Here is a 16790-nt window from a genome sequence, read left to right as displayed (position 1 = left end):
TGGGGGCTCGGCTGCGGCCGTCCAGGCCGCAGACGGTCTCACAAAGCAACTCCCGGTATCGATACCTTCACAGCAAGCTCAACTCGTAAAAAAGTATCGCTGAATTAACCTGCTTCCTGCGGGTTTTCGTGTTTGTTGTTAAAGCTGAAGAAAAATTCGGTTTTCTCACCCGTTGGGGTGATACCTGAATTTTGATTCGGTTTTTATAGTCTCCCTCAACATAAGACAGATAACAGAGCCTCAGGGAGATCGACATGGAATCAATGGGTAGTGCCAGCCGGCGCTTTAGCAAAAACGCACTCGCGGTTGCCGTCACCGGCGTCTTGCTGTCTGCAGTGGGTGTGTCCCCAATCGCCTTCGCCAACCAGATCGAAGAAGTCGCGGTCACCGCGCAGAAGCGCGAACAGTCCGTGAATGACATCGGCGTATCCGCCAATGCCTTCAGCGGCGAAATGATGCAAAACTTGGGTATCGACAGTGCCGTCGACCTGGGCGCGCACACGCCTGGCCTGGTCACCGTCAACAGCACCTCCGGCGGCACCCCGGTATTCGCCATCCGCGGTATCGGCCTCGACGATTTCAGCCCCAACAACAGCAGCGGCGTCGGCATTTACACCGACGAAGTGTTTGCCAGCAACCCGTCTTTTCTCGGCGGCCAGCTGTTTGATATCGAGCGGGTGGAAGTGTTGAAGGGTCCCCAGGGCACCCTCTACGGCAAGAACACCACCGGCGGTGCGATCAATTTCATTAGCGCCAAGCCCACCAGCGAATTCGAAGCCTTTGTGGATGCGGGTATCGGTAACTTCGGCGCCCGGGAAATGACCGGCGTGGTCAGCGGTGAGATCAGTGGCGAAGTACTGGGTCGCCTGAGCCTGAATATGTCCAAGGCCGACGGCTGGCAGGAAGATCCGCAGACCGGACGCGAGTTCGGCAGTGTCGACCGTTCTGCGGGCCGCGGCCAGGTGTCCTTCCCGTTTGCGGACAACGGCGAGGCGCTGGTCAAGGTTTACTTCAGTTCCGACAAGTCCACCCCGGTTTCACCGCAGGTCAGCGGGCTCGGTGACGCCTTTGGCGATCCCTCGTTTGATGTACTCAACAGCAGCGACGATGCGTCCATCGTCAGCGTCGGCGACCTGAAGGTGGCTCGGGATGAGTCCGGTCACGGTGCGTCCCTCAACCTGAGTTACGGCTTCGAGACCTTTGATGTCATTTCCATCAGTGCGATCGACGCTTACGACCGCAAGGTAGTGGATAACTACGGCGGCTCCTCTGCGGCGATTCTCGACCTGTATCAGGACAACGAGATCAGCCAGTGGTCACAGGAATTCCGCGTTGTCAGCAACGGCGACGGCGCGACCAACTGGGTGGCCGGAGTGAACATTTCCGAGGACACGGTAAACGTGCGCGATGTGTTCGACGATTCCTTCTTCGTCACCGATTCTGTAGCCAGCACCTTTGTGCTCGACCCCGCGGATGTTTCCGTTCAGGGCTGGGATCTGCTGACCGCAGAATACGAGCAGGTGACCCAATCCTGGGGGGCCTACCTGCACACCGAAACCGCACTGGGTGATGCATTCAACCTGATCGCCGGTATCCGCTACAGCGCGGACGACCGCACCTTCGACGGTATTTCCACCAACCACGACGATATCTACTCGTTCAACGACACCATCGCCGAGCTGAACGACAGCAGCAGCGAAAACGCGGTGACCGGCAAGCTGGGTCTCGACTGGCAGCTGCACGACGACCTGCTGCTCTACGCCAACGTGTCCAACAGTTACAAGGCCGGTGCCTATTACGGCGCGGCGATTCTCGACGATGCCAGCTGGGCCTATGTGGAGCCGGAAAAAGTTCTGTCCTATGAGATGGGCTTTAAGGCCACCCTGTTCGATGCCTCGCTGCAGTTGAACGGTGCCCTGTTCAGCCTCGACTACACCGATCGCCAGTCCCTGGTGACCATCATCGTCGACGACTTCAGTAACTACCTGGAATTCCCGGTGGCGGACACCACCCTGGTCAACGTACCGGAATCCAAAACCAACGGCTTCGAGCTCGACCTGCACTGGCTTCCCACTGACAACCTGACCGTGATGGCTGGTGTCGCCTACCTGGATAGCGAAGTCACCAAAGCGCCGAGCACTGTGGACATGCGCGGCATTGCCGCCGACCCCGCGGTGAACGACAACGCCGACGGCGTGAACCAGCTGTTCGTGGATGCCTTGGCCGCACCGCTGCCCGCCGGCGCCTCCCTGTCGCAGGCACCGGAGTGGAGCTACAACAGCCTGCTGGCCTACGACCTGCCGCTCGCGGACTACAACCTGCGCCTGCAGACCAGCTACACCTACAGCGATGAGATGACCGCGCAGCTGGCGGACGCCAACGCCCTGTCCGGACCGGTGCATTCCTGGGATGCGGAAGCCTCGCTGAGCGATGCCGACGAGCGCTGGGAAGTCAGCGGTTGGATCAAAAACATTGAGGACAGTAGCGCGGAGACTTATGCCTTCTCCAGCTTTGCTGGCCGTTCCTACTATCGCCAGGCGCCGACCACCTTCGGGGTATCGGTTCGCTACAACATTTTCTAATTACGCGCCGGCGATAACGCGATGATGAAGAGGTAATTATGTGTGACCCACAGACCAGGGCCGACGCCCTGGACGCACTACAAAAAACGACCTTCTTTCCCTACTGGCTGGATGCGCCGCAGCGCCCGGGTGACGAGCCCGCGCTGCAGCGCCCGCTGGACTGCGACCTGTTGATTGTCGGCGGTGGCTTTACCGGCCTCTGGGCCGCGGTTCAGGCCAAGGAAGCGAATCCCGAACGCGACGTTGTGCTGATTGAAGCCAACAGCATCGCCATCGGTGCCTCCGGACGCCCGGCAGCGATCCTGTCCACTTCGGTGATGCACGGGCTGGCCAATGCGCAGCGCCTGTTTCCCGAAGATATGGATACCCTGGAGCAATTGGGCAAGGAAAACCTCGACGGCTTTCGCGAAACCATCGAGCGCTACGGTATCGAGTGCGACCTGGAATGGGGCGGTGAACTCACCGTTGCCGTCGGTGACGAGGGCATCGACGATATCGAAAAGGAATACGAGCTGTACCGCCACTATGGCCACGATGCACACCTATTGGACAAAGACGCTGTCCAGCAGGAAGTGAAGTCGCCGTTGTTCAATGGCGGCCTGTGGTCGAAAAAACGCAGCGGCACCGTGCACCCGGCGAAACTCGCCTGGGGCCTGAAAAAAGTGGCAATGGAGCTGGGCGTACAGATTTACGAAAACACGCCCATGCTCAGCAATACGAAAAACAGAAAAGGCGTGCTGATAAAAACACCGAAAGGCCGTGTGCAGGCGAACAAGGTGTTGCTCGCGACCAATGCGTTTGCTTCCGGCAACAAAAAAATCCGCAACCGGGTTGCCGCCATCCGAGATCGCATCGTGGTAACCGAGCCGTTGAGCGACGAGCAGCTGACGAGTATCGGCTGGCAAAACCGTCAGGGAATTTACGATACCCGCACCCAATTGAATTACATGCGCCTGACCGCGGATAACCGCATCCTGTTCGGCGGTCGCCTGGACTACTTCTTCGGCAACAACACCGACCCGGAAGACGACAAGGCCCCAGAACCCTATGTGCGCTTGATCGACAATTTTTACCGCACCTTCCCGTCACTGCGCGGGATTAAATTCAGTCACGCCTGGAGTGGCCCGATTGCTCTGACCACCCGTATGGCGGTGCACTACCAGCATTACCACGGCGGCAAAATGCTGTACGCCGGTGGCTATTCCGGTTTCGGTGTAACCGCAACACGCTTCGGTGCGCGGGTCGGGCTGGCAATCCTGGATGACAAAAAACTCCCGGAGCGTTCACTGAATTTTGCCTGCTCGCAGCCGGCCTATATTCCGCCGGAACCTTTCCGCTGGATCGGTGCAAAGATCACCATGTATGCACTGGATACCCTGGATGAAAAACGCGGTTGGCGAATCCCCTGGGTGCGTATGGTGGAGAAGATGGGGTTCCCGATTACCCAGAAGTAATCCTGTTGTGATTGTTGTTTTGTCCTGATACCTGTCTTGTGGACGTTTGCCTGCACCATGGTTCCGCACCTACCTTGTTGGATACCATGTATGCGGGCTTTTTTGTGCCCGGCAGTTTATTTTTCCAGGCTGGTCAGCGGATCCGGATCGGAACCAGAGTGGTGACGCAGGGCGCTGATAAACAGGTAAAACAACTCGGACTGGGAAGTGACATCCAGCTTGGAATAAATATTTTTGCGATGGGTCTTGATGGTATCCACGCTGGCGTCGAGCTTTTCGGCCATGGATTTGATCGAGTGCCCGCGCATGGTCAGGTGCAGTACTTCGCATTCGCGATTGGTCAGCAGAGAACTGCCGAAATTCTCCAGCGCACTTTCGAGCCGTTTGCCAAAGGATTCGACCGGGTTCCCGCTGCGCGTGTAGTTATAGATCCACTTGCGCAACACACTTTCCACAATCGGCACCAGTGATTTCAGCAGCGATACTTCTTGTGTAGAGAAGCGTCCACTGCCCAGGTCAGACGCTCGCCCGATCGACAGGCTGGCGATGATCCCATCTTCTCCGCGCATCAGGTAGCAGCCCTCGTCGCCAAGGTTGGCTTCGCGATAATAGCGACGGAAATATTCAGTTTGTGCGAACGCGTCCGGTGCGACTTCGCGCAACAGGTAAAACCCTTCCATATTTTCATCCACCGCGGCGCGATAGAAGGGATCGAATAGATACGCGCCCTCAACATAGCGATCAACTTGGGTACTGAGTTGCTCATTTGCCAGCAGGCGGTGATGGGTAATTTCCGGCGGTCCGTCTGCAGGATACAGAATCGCCATACTGCTGTTGCCGCGCACCAGGGCTTCAGCACCGCGCAGTAGTTCATAGATTCGTTCGGAGTCAGACTCGCTGTCCAGCAGGTTGGCTATGCACTGGTGCCAGTGGGTGAGTTCGATGTCGGCGCTGATAGGTTTCATCGATAGGGGGCTGCTTAAAGGTGCTGGAACATAGCTGGTTGGTAGAAATTTACTTCGGCCGCTCCGCCGGCCAACTTATCAATCCTCAAACCAAAATAATATCAAAAAAGCCGGTATTTAAGGGTTTTGAAACACGAATAACCTGAAAGTTTTACGCGATATTTCAGGGCGTTTATGCGGATTCTTGCGTCTTGCTTGTGCGCCTGCGAATCACCTGGGAAATTTAGTCACTTACCGTTCGTTTAGCGACAGATTTTTCCGCTAACTCCCAGCGCCAACAGCGCTCTGTACGTCGGCGGTTTCAGATTAGGCGGGGCGGGTCCGGGAGATATGCCACCTCGTTACCGGGCCGGATCGGGCGCAATGTGATAATTTGGACGTCAAAGTGTTACGCTTTGCCAGTTGATCACGTCTTAAAAATCAGGTGGGAGATTATTGTAGTGAAACGGATTTTGCTCGGTGTGCTGTTGTTTATCATCGGCGGTGTACTACCCGTCCATGCCAGTTTTGACAAAGCGATGCAGGACTACACGGAGGGTAATTTTCCCGAGGCTTACCGCAGCTTTGATGCCCTGGCCGCGATCGGTGATTACAGTTCAGCGTTCAATATCGGCGTAATGTACTTCCGCGGCGAGTATGTACAGCGTGATCCCGTGGAGGCCTGGGCCTGGATGCAGCTGGCGGCATCGGAATCCGGCTCGCAAGAGATGGTTGCTACTGCCGACAAAATTTTCGCAAAGCTGCCGCCGGAAGCCCAGGCAACTGCCCAGCTGCGGTTTGAGGCTCTGCTTCAAACCCATGGCAAAGAGAAGGTGCTCGACGACCTGAATCCGGTAATGCTCTCTGACGAGGAGTGCGATATCGATCGGACCCCGGTTCACAAGGACCAACCGCGTTACCCCCGTGAGGAACTGCGGCGGGGCCGGTTTGGTCGAGTGGTTGTGGATTACTTGGTGATGCCCAGCGGCCACGTTCGCGACGTCACCGTCGCTGAATCCACGGCACCGAGTTTTGCGAAGGCTGCCGGCAAGTCGGCACTGTCATACCGCTACGAACCGGTTGCACTCACCGAACCGACCAGTGGTATCAAGACTGCAATCACATTCAGTATTAACGGTCGTGTCAGCAACAAGAATCGCCTGGTGGCGGAGCTGAACGAATGGAAAGAAAAGGCCGAAGGGGGTGATGCCGTTGCCCAGTATGTTTATGCCTACCGGCTCGGCGTATTTCGCTCATTCCGCAAACATATGAAGGGCGTAGATCTCGAATACCAGACCGCCAACAAGTGGTATCTGGAAGCGGCTCAGCGCGGTATGCCTCATGCCCAGTTCGAAATCGGACGCAATATGGTCATGGGGCGAGGGTGCAAGGCGGACGTCGAAAACGGTTTGAAGTGGATCAGTGCCGCGGCGGTAGCCGGAGTTCCAGCGGCGCAAAACTATCTTGCTACCAGTACCGGTGCCATGCCCGAGGTCGCGCGCCGCGAGCACGCCATACGCTGGTTAAAAAATGCGTCGCTCAACGGCCATTATTTTTCCGGCTTGTTGCTCGCATGGGAGCTGGTCTCCGGTCCGGAGCGGGCTTCGGCGGAAGAACTGACACTGGCGAAGGAACTGGTGGCTGCGGAGCCGGAGGACTATTTTGATCAGGTGAGAATTCTGGAAACCCGAGCCGCGGTCGCCGCAGCAGAGGCTGACTTCAAGACCGCACAGCGCCTGCAAAAGCAGGCCATCGAGAGTGCCGAGCGACTGGATTGGGACCTGCGGGATGTGCATCATCGCCAGGACGCATATTTGCGGAGTGAGAAGTGGAGCGGACCCTATTATTACGATATTGGGCTGGAGCCAGCAATGGAACAGGCATCCGTAAACTAATCGCGGGGTAACGTCCGGTCTCGCGCGGCGGCACCATCCCACTGCGCGAGGTGCCGCCTGCTGTTCCCATAGTTCTACAGGTACTCAGTTCTGCAGATATTCGTTTTTAAGTTTGACGTAATTCCCCGCCGTATAGGTAAAAAACTTCTTCTCTTTTTCCGTCAGTGGACGCGCCTTTTTCGCCGGCGAGCCTACGTAAAGAAAACCACTTTCCAGGCGCTTGCCCGGCGGCACCAGGGCGCCGGCGGCGAGCACCACCTCATCTTCGATCACCGCGCCGTCCAGCACGATGGCGCCAATTCCGATCAGTACCCGACTGCCCACGGTGCAGCCGTGCAGGCAAGCCTTGTGGCCGATGGTGACATCCTCACCGATGGTGAGCGGCCAGCCGCCCTCGTTGAAGTCACTGGCGTGGGTGATATGTAGTACCGAACCGTCCTGTACGCTGGTGCGGGCACCGATACGCACCCGGTGCATGTCACCGCGGATCACGGTCATCGGCCAAACGGAGCAGTCGTCGCCCAGCTCGACATCGCCGATCACGCAACTTTGCGGGTCGATAAAGACCCGCTCGCCGAGTGCCGGGGCGTGGCCGCGATGTTCGCGCAGTGTGTGTTGGGGCTGGGTGTTCCGGGGTAGTTCGGATTTGGACAAGGCTGACCTCCGCTTGGGCAATCCACTAGAATACGGAGCATATGTTAACCCGTCTCCGCGCCCGGTGTTGAATCATCGGGAGCCTGTCGACAAGGAACTCCAATGTCTGAATCGCCTGTATCCAACCCGTTGTTGAGCACTCCGCTGCTGCCACCGTTCGATACCGTAAAGCCCCAGCACGCCGAGCCGGCAATTGCAGCACTGATCGCCAAATGCCGTGAACAGCTGCAAAATTGCCTGCAAAATGCAGGGAAAAGCCCCAGCTGGGACGAGACAATGGCGCCACTGGAAGAGGCCCAGGACCAGCTAAACAAGGCATTTTCACCGGTCTCACACCTGAACAGTGTGCTGAGTGGCGACTGGCGTGCACCCTATGAGGCCTGTCTGGCGCAGGTGACCGAATACTGGACCGAGCTCGGGCAGAACCCGGAGCTCTATGCTGTCTACCGGGCGCTCGCCAAGTCCACGGATTTTGCGAGCTGGCCACAGGCGCGTCAGCAGGCAGTGCGTCACGGCCTGCGCGACATGCATCTGGGCGGTGTCAGCCTGGAAGGGGAGAAGCGCGAACGTTACGCCAGCATTAGCAAGCGCCTGGCAGAGTTGAAGAGCAAGTTTGCCAACAATGTGCTGGATGCCACCAATGCCTGGACGCTGAATATCACCGATGAAGCCGAGCTGACGGGTATTCCCGAGTCCGCGCTGGCCACTGCCAGCACACTGGCGGAGTCGAAGGGCAAGTCGGGTTGGTTGTTGACCCTGGATGGACCCTGCTTCCTGGCGGTGATGACCCACGCGGAAAACCGCGAGCTGCGCCACAAGATGCACTACGCGTTTATCACTCGCGCTTCCAATGTTGGCCCCAATGCCGGCGAGTTCGACAACGCCAATGTGATGGCGGAGATTCTTTCCCTGCGCGCGGAGCAGGCGCATCTGTTGGGAATGAAAAACTACGCAGAGCGTTCCCTGGCCAGCAAGATGGCCGACTCCCCGGAGCAGGTAGAAACCTTCTTGCGGGACCTGGCCAAGCGTGCCAAACCCGCAGCGGTGCGCGAGTTTGCCGAGCTGCAGGCGTTTGCCGACAGCGAGCTGGGTATCGATCGGCTGCAGCCGTGGGATGTCGCCTGGGCGGCGGAGAAGCTCAAGCAGGCCCGCTACGCGGTGAGTCAGGAAGAGCTGCGCCCGTATTTTCCCTATCCGAAGGTGTTGTCGGGCCTCTTCTCTGTGGCGGAAAAGCTGTTTGGAGTAACCGCCCAGCAGGATAGCTCGGTACCGACCTATCACCCGGACGTGCACTTCTACTGGCTGAAGCGCGGTGGCGAGCCCATTGCAGGCTTCTACCTCGATCCCTATGCTCGCGAGAACAAGCGTGGCGGCGCCTGGATGGATGACGCGCGGGTGCGCCGCCAGACCAATGCCGGCCTGCAGCTGCCAGTGGCCTATCTGGTGTGTAACTTCAGTTCACCGTCAAAAGATACCCCGGCGTTATTGACCCACTACGAAGTCACTACCCTGTTCCACGAATTCGGGCACGGCTTACACCATATGCTCACTCAGGTGGATGTGGCCGCGGTCTCTGGAATTAACGGCGTGGCCTGGGATGCGGTAGAGTTGCCCAGCCAGTTCCTGGAAAACTGGTGCTGGGAGCCGGAAGCGCTGGCGATGATCGCCGGTCACTACGAGACCGGCGAGGCGCTGCCGCAGGTATTACTGGAAAAAATGCTCGCGGCAAAGAACTTCCAGTCGGCCATGTTTACCGTGCGCCAACTGGAGTTCGCCCTGTTTGATTTCCTGCTGCACTCCCGGCCGGAGGGCGCTAATGCCGAGGAAATCCAGCGCCTGATCAACGAGGTCCGGGCGACGGTATCGGTGGTGCCGGTTTCCCCGGACAACCGTTTCCAGAATAGCTTCAGCCATATTTTTGCCGGCGGTTACGCCGCCGGATACTACAGCTACAAGTGGGCCGAAGTACTGAGCGCGGATGCGTTTTCCCTGTTCGAGGAGACGGGAATTTTCGATCCCGCCACCGGCAATCACTTCCTGAGCACGGTCCTGGAGCAGGGCGGAAGTCGCGATGCACAGGACCTGTTCGCAGAATTTCGCGGCCGAGCCCCTAAAATAGACGCACTGTTGCGGCACTCGGGTATTGAATGAGGTAACCCATGAGCGATCACCAGAAACTTGAAAAGCCCAGCAAGCGCCGCTTTATTGCCGGCGCAGTTTGTCCGCGTTGCAGCGCCATGGATCGAATCGTGAATTATGTTCAGGGCGATAAAAACTTTCGCGAATGTGTAGCCTGTGGCTTTAAGGACGAAATACGCTTACAGGCATCTCCACGGGAACTGGATACCCGGGTGAACCAGACCGACGACAGGGAAGTGGAAGAAACCGCAGTCAAAATACTGCAGCCGCCTTCGGGACCGGCCGATAAAAATTAATCCACTAAAAAACGAATTCCTTGAAGAAAATTTATCCCCTGATCGCACTGGCGATCGTTTTACTTATTGCGGGTTACGCAGGCCTTGGCCACTACCGCGAGGTGCGCGAACAGCAGCAGGCCCAGACTGCGCACCTGATTACCCGCTGTGTGAACCAGGGACTGCTGTCCCTGTTTACCCTGCAAAAAAATGACTGGGAGAAACACCCGGAACTGTTGCGGGCAGAAGAAGAGCGGCTCGATCAGCGGATCGCTGCGCTGCCGGAGGCGGTATTGGTCGACAAGCCTTTTGCCGATTGGCAGGGCGCGCTGGAAATTTGCCAGCGTCTTACGGTCAACTCCAACCGTCTGCACAAAACCATTTTCAGGCCGCTGATGGAAATGGCAAAAAAAGAGATGTGGAGCCTGAAAAATGCCAAGAGCTCGCAGTATCAGGCGCGCCGAAAACGCACGATTTACCGGACAAAAATAGCCGCGGAAGCCGCCGACCGGTACCTGGACGATCTGCGCTCGGATATTGACCGCCTGCTCGACATCAGCCTGATTTCAGCGGAGTCGCGCGCTCTGACGGAGAGACAGCTGCAGGAGGCCATCTTCGATAAGTATCGCAAGGGACGTTTTAGCAAGACGCGGGTATTGCAATATCTGGAGCGCCAGGAAACCTTTTACCAGTTACTTACCGACAACCCGAAGGGCTTCACTCTGCGCGGTGGCAGCCTGTATTTTTACAATGATAATTTACATCGTGAGGCGGATGATCTGAACCGTGCCCTGTTGCAGGGAGAGGTGGACTTTTTCGCCAATTGGCGTCAGATCGTCGAACGGTAGTGTGCAGACCCGCTCACGCGGCCACAGGGGTTGGCAGTGTGTAACTAGTGCGACAGGTCGATCTGCCGTGCTAGGGAAGGGGTGCGCAGTTCAATCTGCAATTGGCTGGCAAAGTCCGGCCATTCTCCCGGTGCATCGTCGTAGCGTTGTTTGTAAAGAATCATGGATACCAGCCTTTCCGGATCCAGCTCCGCCGGTTCAAAGCGCTGCAGTAAAATATCTGTCAGATCGTCCAGCTGGCACGCCAGCTTTTCCCCCAGCAGCTCTCGCACCACCAGATTGGCCACCATCGGATCCATCGGTAGCAGGGGTGTGCCGCAAAGGGGTTGCAGCATGTCGTTGATTTCTTCCATCGCACGATGGGCCAGATAGGCTTCATCCAGGATCGAACCCAGACCGTGCTCGTAGGGCTGGCGCTCGGGAACCTGGCTGAAGCTGTGCAGGATCAGCTCGCGCAACGGGTGAAAATCCAGGCCACCGGCGTGACACATCTCATCGAGGCGTTGCAGCCAGGAGGGGATCGCCTGGATATAGCGGATAACAAAACAGGTGATATGCAGCGGTGCGTCCCGCTGCGGCAGCTGTATGCTGCGATGCAGGTTTGGCAGGGTATCGTGCAATGCGCGACGAAAGCGTCCCCGGGACTGCTCTGCAGCCACGGCGCGGTCGATACACTGCTGGATCAGTTGATAATGGTCACTCATACATCAAAACGAAAACGGCGAAACCGCCTCCCCGTTTCTTTGTCTGCTGACCCCCCGTATGTCCCTGTTGGCAGGGAATTGATCCAGAGTGCGGACAAGACTGCTTAACGTTGGAAGTGGACTCGGTTCGTAGCTCCAATTACAGCCAATAATTGTTTTTAGTGTAGTTATAAAAGTAGACCATCAATCCGGAAGATCGTGCGCCAAACCACAAAAACAGGCTGAACCAGATGCCAGTGTTACCCCAGTGTCGTGTAAACCACCAGCAAGGTAAAAACACGATCACAGTTGCGATGAACATCGTGTCACGCATCTGCCTGCTTTTTCCCGCCCCGATGAATACCCCGTCCAGTTGATAGCTCCACACCGCTACCAGGGGCAGTGCACACAGCCAGGGGTAAAATTCCGCGCTTGCCGTCAACACCGGCGGAATACTGGTGAACAGCGGTAAAATCCAGCCTTCTCCGGTAATCAGGATCAGGGTGACGACAACCGCTGAAACCAGCGCCCAGACCCCGGCTGCGGCATTGGTGCGCCGGAATTGTGCCATGGATCGACGTCCCACTGCGCGCCCCACCAGGGATTCAGTGGCGTGGGCAAAGCCATCCAGTGCATAGGACGTCATCATCAACAGCTGTAGCAGGATAGCATTGGCGGCCAGCACGGTATCTCCCTGCGCCGCGCCCTGGGCAGTGAAAAATGTCAGCGTAAACAGCAGCAGGCAGGTGCGGATAAACAGGTCGGTATTGATGCGCAGCAGTTCCCACCACGGTGTTCCACGCCGCCAGGGCCAGAAGTCAGTCGCCGCCATTACCGCATGAATTTCGCGGAGGGTGGTGCGGTGTCGCAGGGCCAGTAGCCAGAACCCCATCGCGAAACCGCACAGGTCCGCAGATACGGATGCCCAGGCGGCACCTCTCGCGCCCATGCCAAGGCCGAGAATCAGTATCAGGTCGAGCAGAATGTTGAGCAGGTTGGCGGTGACCAGTATTGCCAGCGGTGCGCGGCTATCCTGGCGACCGATAAAAAATCCCAGCAGGGCAAAGTTGGCCAGCGCCAGCGGCGCGCTCAACAGGCGAATCTGCAAGTAGTCGCGGGCGTGAGGTGCGGCTTCGGCACTGGCATTCATCCACTGGGTAATCTGCTGCAGCAGCGGCGATGCCAGCAACAACAACAGAAGGCCGAGCACCCCCGCCATCCACAACGCGCGCAGTAACCACGCGGCGCCCTGCGCGCTGTCAGTTGCCCGCGCCACCAGTCCGGTAGTCCCCATACGCAGGAAACCGAACGCCCACAACAGCATGGAAATAACACTGGCGCCAATGGCGACGCCGGAAAGATATTCCGGGCTCGGCAGGTGGCCGAGCACAGCGGTATCTACCGCACCGAGCAGCGGCACAGTGATGTTGCTCAGAATCATGGGCCAGGCGAGGCGCCAGACCCGCACATAGGGGGCCGCAAAGCGGCGCTGAATGGCGCGCGCCGGCGCCGGTGAATTTTTCATGTAAGTTGGCGGTTTAATTGACTTTCTTCTGACGATGTGTTTCTTTTGATGGTGCTAGATGCGACGAAAAGACACAGGTTGTTGGTTGTACCTCCGGGCGACGACATCTGAAGTAAAAATAACAAGTTGCACTGACAGCAGTATCGCGCAACTGTGGTCCTCCCCGGTGTGCGAACAGTGTATGTAGTCTTGGTTTACTACAGCATGTCCACATTGATGATGTGTGGATTATTTCCCGATCCCAGGATCGGGGCAGACTCCAGTCCTCCGAGCAGCCAACCGCTGTTACAGGGTTTTGCTATTTTGTTGGTTGCAGCGCCGCGACTGCGCACCCGATACCGCAGCGAAAGCAGTATCCGTGTGGCAGGACCGCAGTGATGTGACCGCAGGAAAGCGGCTCACGAGAATAACAAACATGGAGATCTGCAGGCGATGTTGATGGGCTTAAAACGGCTGTTCGCCTTCCTGACCATCTCGGCCATCGCGCCCCAACTTTTTGCCCAGGAAACTGCGCAGAAAGCCGAAGAGGGTGTGGAGCGCTGGGGGGTCAATATGACCCAGGGGGTTACCGAAGTTTCCCGAACCACTTACGATTTGCACATGCTGATCTTCTGGATCTGCGTGGCAATCGGCATTGTCGTGTTCGGGGTGATGTTCTATAGCATGTGGCGTCACCGCAAAAGCAAAGGCTACAAGGCGGCGCAGTTTCACGAGAGCACACTGGTGGAGCTGGCATGGACGATTGTGCCCACCCTGATTCTCGTTGGGATGGCGATTCCCGCCACCAAAACCCTCTACGATATCTACGACACCAAGGAAGCCGATCTCGACATCATGATCACCGGCTACCAGTGGAAGTGGAAGTACGACTACCTGGGTTCCGATGTCTCCTTCTTCTCCAACCTCTCCACCCCCCGTGCACAGATCGACAACCAGCAGCCCAAAAACGAAAACTACCTGCTGGAAGTAGATGAACCGCTGGTGGTGCCGGTCAATCAAAAAATTCGCTTTCTGATTACCGCCAACGATGTGATCCACGCCTGGTGGGTGCCGGACCTGGCGGTGAAAAAAGACGCGATTCCCGGATTTGTGAATGAATCCTGGACACGTATCGACGAGCCGGGGATTTATCGCGGCCAGTGTGCGGAGCTGTGTGGCAAGGACCACGGCTTTATGCCGATTGTGGTCAAGGCAGTGCCGCAGGATGAATACCACTCCTGGCTCAACGATCGCGCTGCCGCGGCGGCAAAGATCAAGGAGCTGACCAACAAGACCTTCACGTTTGACGAGCTCTACGAGCGCGGCAAGAAAGTCTATGAGAGCACCTGTGCCGCCTGTCACCAGGTGAAAGGGCAGGGTGTGCCCGGTGCCTTCCCGGCCATTGCCGGCTCCAGGATTGCCACCGGTGCGATGGATGGTCACCTGAGCATGGTAGTGAACGGCTCACCGAATAACCCTGCAATGCAGGCCTTCGGCGCACAGCTGAGTGAGGTGGATCTCGCTGCGGTTATCACCTACCAGCGCAATGCCTTCGGAAACAATATGGGCGACACCGTGCAGCCCATCGACATTCTCAATTTCAAGAATAAGTAAGCAGGAGCCGAAAGGAGTTTAGTTATGGCACACGGTCCGAAACCCGGTTTTACCCGCTGGCTCTACACGACTAACCACAAGGACATTGGCTCGATGTACCTGTGGTTCAGTTTTGCGATGTTCTTGCTAGGCGGTTGTATGGCGCTGGTAATCCGCGCTGAACTTTTCCAGCCCGGCCTGCAGATTGTGCAGCCGGAATTCTTTAACCAGATGACCACCATGCACGGCCTGATCATGGTGTTCGGCGCGGTGATGCCCGCGTTTGTGGGGCTCGCCAACTGGATGGTGCCGATGATGATCGGCGCCCCGGACATGGCGCTGCCACGGATGAACAACTGGAGCTTCTGGATCCTGCCATTCGCCTTCGCGATGCTGGCATCCACCCTGTTCATGGAGGGTGGCGCGCCCAATTTCGGTTGGACCTTCTATGCTCCGCTCTCCACCGAATATGCGCCGCCCAGCGTCACCTTCTTTATCTTCTCCATTCACATCATGGGTGCGTCCTCCATCATGGGTGCGATCAATATTGTCGCCACCATTTTGAACATGCGCGCGCCGGGTATGACCCTGATGAAGATGCCGCTGTTCGTGTGGACCTGGCTGATCACCGCCTATCTGCTGATTGCGGTAATGCCGGTACTCGCTGGTGTGGTGACCATGATGTTGATGGATATCCACTTTGGAACCAGCTTCTTCAGCGCCGCCGGTGGTGGTGACCCGGTACTGTTCCAGCATGTGTTCTGGTTCTTCGGTCATCCCGAGGTATACATCATGATCCTGCCGGCGTTCGGTATCGTATCGGCGATCATTCCCACCTTCGCGCGCAAGCCGCTGTTCGGCTACAGCTCGATGGTGTATGCGACCGCCTCGATTGCCTTCCTCAGCTTTATTGTATGGGCGCACCACATGTTCACCGTGGGTATGCCCATCGCCGGTGAACTGTTCTTCATGTACGCCACCATGCTGATCGCGGTACCCACCGGCGTGAAGGTATTCAACTGGGTGACCACCATGTTCCGGGGATCGATGACCTTCGAGACTCCCATGCTGTTCTCCATCGCTTTCGTGATTCTGTTTACCCTGGGCGGTTTCTCCGGACTGATGCTCGCCATCGCACCGGCGGACTTCCAGTACCACGATACTTATTTCGTGGTAGCGCATTTCCACTACGTGCTGGTACCCGGTGCCATCTTCTCGATCACTGCCGGGGTGTATTACTGGCTGCCCAAGTGGACCGGCAACATGTACAACGAGACCATGGGCAAGGTGCATTTCTGGATGGCGTTTGTCGGCCTGAATGTCACCTTCTTCCCGATGCACTTTGTCGGGCTCGCAGGTATGCCGCGACGTATTCCGGATTACGCACTGCAGTTTGCCGATTTCAACCAGATTGCCAGCGTGGGTGCCTTCCTGTTTGGCGCGGCGCAGATCGTGTTCCTGTTCAATGTGATTCGCACCGTGCGCGGCGGCCGCAAAGCCACCGATGAAGTTTGGGAAAACCCGCAGGGTCTGGAGTGGACGGTGCCGTCACCCGCGCCGTACCACACTTTCAGCACACCGCCGGTGGTGCGTTGATTGAACGGCACAGCAAGCGAGACTGAATCATGGCAATAAGTGCAAACGCCAAAACCACCATAAAGATGCTGGCCCTCGCGGTCAGCATGCTGGGGTTTGCACTTTTTATCATGCCTCCCTTGTACGACGCCTTCTGCGAGGTAACCGGTCTCAATGGCAAGACCGGGGATCGCTACGAAGCGGTGCCCGCGGCCGTGGATACCGAGCGCACGGTAAAAGTCCAGTTTGTTGCCAGCAACAACGAAAACATGCCGTGGAAATTCACACCCGGTGTGGTGGAAATGAAAGTGCACCCGGGCGAGGCGGTGGATACGGTATTCCTTGCGTATAACCCGACCGAGCGCGACATGGTCGGCCAGGCAATTCCGAGCCTGGTACCGTTCAAGGCTGCCAGCTATTTCCATAAAACCGAATGTTTCTGCTTCAACCAGCAGACACTGGCCGCCGGCGAGAGCGCCGAGCTGGGTCTACGATTTATCGTCGACCCGGATCTGCCTCCCGGCGTAAACACCATCACGCTTTCCTACACGCTGTTTGATGTAACCGAACGGATCGCGAAGCAGACAGACAACAAAAAAACGGATGCCTCCCCAATTGAGCGAGACTCCGAGCGAGAGGGATAG

General features: G+C 57.3%; 13 protein-coding genes. 9 read left to right on the top strand and 4 right to left on the bottom strand.

The genetic code is table 11. The features are described 5' to 3' along the window. Nucleotides 1-254: 254 nt before the first annotated feature. Nucleotides 255-2582, top strand: a complete 2328-nt coding sequence (locus B4U49_RS08595; RefSeq protein WP_078084169.1) for a TonB-dependent receptor — start codon at nt 255-257, stop codon at nt 2580-2582. A gap of 38 nt (nt 2583-2620) precedes the next feature. Continuing rightward, a complete protein-coding gene (locus B4U49_RS08590; protein ID WP_078084168.1) occupies nt 2621-4036 on the top strand; it encodes an NAD(P)/FAD-dependent oxidoreductase in 1416 nt (471 codons plus the stop codon). 116 nt (nt 4037-4152) lie between these two features. Here B4U49_RS08590 and B4U49_RS08585 read toward each other — a convergent pair whose 3' ends face one another. After that, entirely contained in the window at nt 4153-5001 is an 849-nt protein-coding gene (locus B4U49_RS08585) for a helix-turn-helix transcriptional regulator (protein WP_078084167.1), read from the bottom strand. 440 nt (nt 5002-5441) lie between these two features. Between B4U49_RS08585 and B4U49_RS08580 the strand changes: the two genes are divergently transcribed. Next, nucleotides 5442-6875 carry a TonB family protein gene (locus B4U49_RS08580; RefSeq protein ID WP_143735596.1) on the top strand — a complete coding sequence of 478 codons (1434 nt, stop codon included), beginning with the start codon at nt 5442-5444 and terminating at the stop codon, nt 6873-6875. A gap of 84 nt (nt 6876-6959) precedes the next feature. On the opposite strand, the gene B4U49_RS08575 is transcribed toward B4U49_RS08580, so the two are convergent. Next, nucleotides 6960-7484: a gamma carbonic anhydrase family protein gene (locus tag B4U49_RS08575; RefSeq protein WP_239692528.1), complete on the bottom strand. Its 525-nt coding sequence runs from the start codon at nt 7482-7484 to the stop codon at nt 6960-6962. A 147-nt stretch (nt 7485-7631) separates the two neighbouring features. Between B4U49_RS08575 and B4U49_RS08570 the strand changes: the two genes are divergently transcribed. Genes B4U49_RS08570 through B4U49_RS08560 form a run of 3 tightly spaced genes read left to right on the top strand, consistent with a single transcriptional unit; the run spans nt 7632 to nt 10791 of the window. After that, nucleotides 7632-9680 (top strand): M3 family metallopeptidase, encoded by a 2049-nt coding sequence (locus B4U49_RS08570; RefSeq protein WP_078084164.1) that lies wholly within the window; start codon nt 7632-7634, stop codon nt 9678-9680. Nucleotides 9681-9688: 8 nt separating this feature from the next. After that, entirely contained in the window at nt 9689-9964 is a 276-nt protein-coding gene (locus tag B4U49_RS08565; protein ID WP_078084163.1) for a YheV family putative zinc ribbon protein, read from the top strand. A 20-nt stretch (nt 9965-9984) separates the two neighbouring features. Continuing rightward, entirely contained in the window at nt 9985-10791 is an 807-nt protein-coding gene (locus B4U49_RS08560) for a hypothetical protein (protein ID WP_078084162.1), read from the top strand. Between the two features lie 44 nt (nt 10792-10835). On the opposite strand, the gene B4U49_RS08555 is transcribed toward B4U49_RS08560, so the two are convergent. Next, nucleotides 10836-11495 carry a hypothetical protein gene (locus B4U49_RS08555; protein ID WP_078084161.1) on the bottom strand — a complete coding sequence of 220 codons (660 nt, stop codon included), beginning with the start codon at nt 11493-11495 and terminating at the stop codon, nt 10836-10838. A gap of 139 nt (nt 11496-11634) precedes the next feature. Continuing rightward, entirely contained in the window at nt 11635-12999 is a 1365-nt protein-coding gene (locus B4U49_RS08550; protein ID WP_239692527.1) for an MATE family efflux transporter, read from the bottom strand. 432 nt (nt 13000-13431) lie between these two features. On the opposite strand from B4U49_RS08550, the gene coxB reads away from it, so the two are divergent. The 3 genes from coxB to B4U49_RS08535 are packed head-to-tail and all read left to right on the top strand — an operon-like array spanning nt 13432 to nt 16790. Next, nucleotides 13432-14592 carry a cytochrome c oxidase subunit II gene (gene coxB, locus B4U49_RS08545; RefSeq protein WP_078084160.1) on the top strand — a complete coding sequence of 387 codons (1161 nt, stop codon included), beginning with the start codon at nt 13432-13434 and terminating at the stop codon, nt 14590-14592. A gap of 24 nt (nt 14593-14616) precedes the next feature. Next, nucleotides 14617-16167: a cytochrome c oxidase subunit I gene (gene ctaD, locus B4U49_RS08540; RefSeq protein ID WP_078084159.1), complete on the top strand. Its 1551-nt coding sequence runs from the start codon at nt 14617-14619 to the stop codon at nt 16165-16167. Nucleotides 16168-16196: 29 nt separating this feature from the next. Further along, complete coding sequence (locus B4U49_RS08535; RefSeq protein ID WP_078084158.1) at nt 16197-16790, top strand: cytochrome c oxidase assembly protein; 594 nt, start codon at nt 16197-16199, stop codon at nt 16788-16790.

Origin of the sequence: Microbulbifer mangrovi (assembly GCF_002009015.1) — a bacterium.
Taxonomy (GTDB): domain Bacteria; phylum Pseudomonadota; class Gammaproteobacteria; order Pseudomonadales; family Cellvibrionaceae; genus Microbulbifer; species Microbulbifer mangrovi.
The sequence above is the reverse complement of the archived record's forward strand: the minus strand, read 5'-3'. Positions and strand labels throughout refer to the sequence as shown.

Bases quoted from the DNA above. Each gene is read 5' to 3' on its own strand.
- B4U49_RS08570 (WP_078084164.1), top strand. From the start codon at position 7,632: ATGTCTGAATCGCCTGTATCCAACCCGTTGTTGAGCACTCCGCTGCTG.
- B4U49_RS08585 (WP_078084167.1), bottom strand. From the start codon at position 5,001: ATGAAACCTATCAGCGCCGACATCGAACTCACCCACTGGCACCAGTGC.
- B4U49_RS08590 (WP_078084168.1), top strand. From the start codon at position 2,621: ATGTGTGACCCACAGACCAGGGCCGACGCCCTGGACGCACTACAAAAA.
- B4U49_RS08535 (WP_078084158.1), top strand. From the start codon at position 16,197: ATGGCAATAAGTGCAAACGCCAAAACCACCATAAAGATGCTGGCCCTC.
- ctaD (WP_078084159.1), top strand. From the start codon at position 14,617: ATGGCACACGGTCCGAAACCCGGTTTTACCCGCTGGCTCTACACGACT.
- B4U49_RS08565 (WP_078084163.1), top strand. From the start codon at position 9,689: ATGAGCGATCACCAGAAACTTGAAAAGCCCAGCAAGCGCCGCTTTATT.
- coxB (WP_078084160.1), top strand. From the start codon at position 13,432: ATGTTGATGGGCTTAAAACGGCTGTTCGCCTTCCTGACCATCTCGGCC.
- B4U49_RS08595 (WP_078084169.1), top strand. From the start codon at position 255: ATGGAATCAATGGGTAGTGCCAGCCGGCGCTTTAGCAAAAACGCACTC.
- B4U49_RS08555 (WP_078084161.1), bottom strand. From the start codon at position 11,495: ATGAGTGACCATTATCAACTGATCCAGCAGTGTATCGACCGCGCCGTG.
- B4U49_RS08550 (WP_239692527.1), bottom strand. From the start codon at position 12,999: ATGAAAAATTCACCGGCGCCGGCGCGCGCCATTCAGCGCCGCTTTGCG.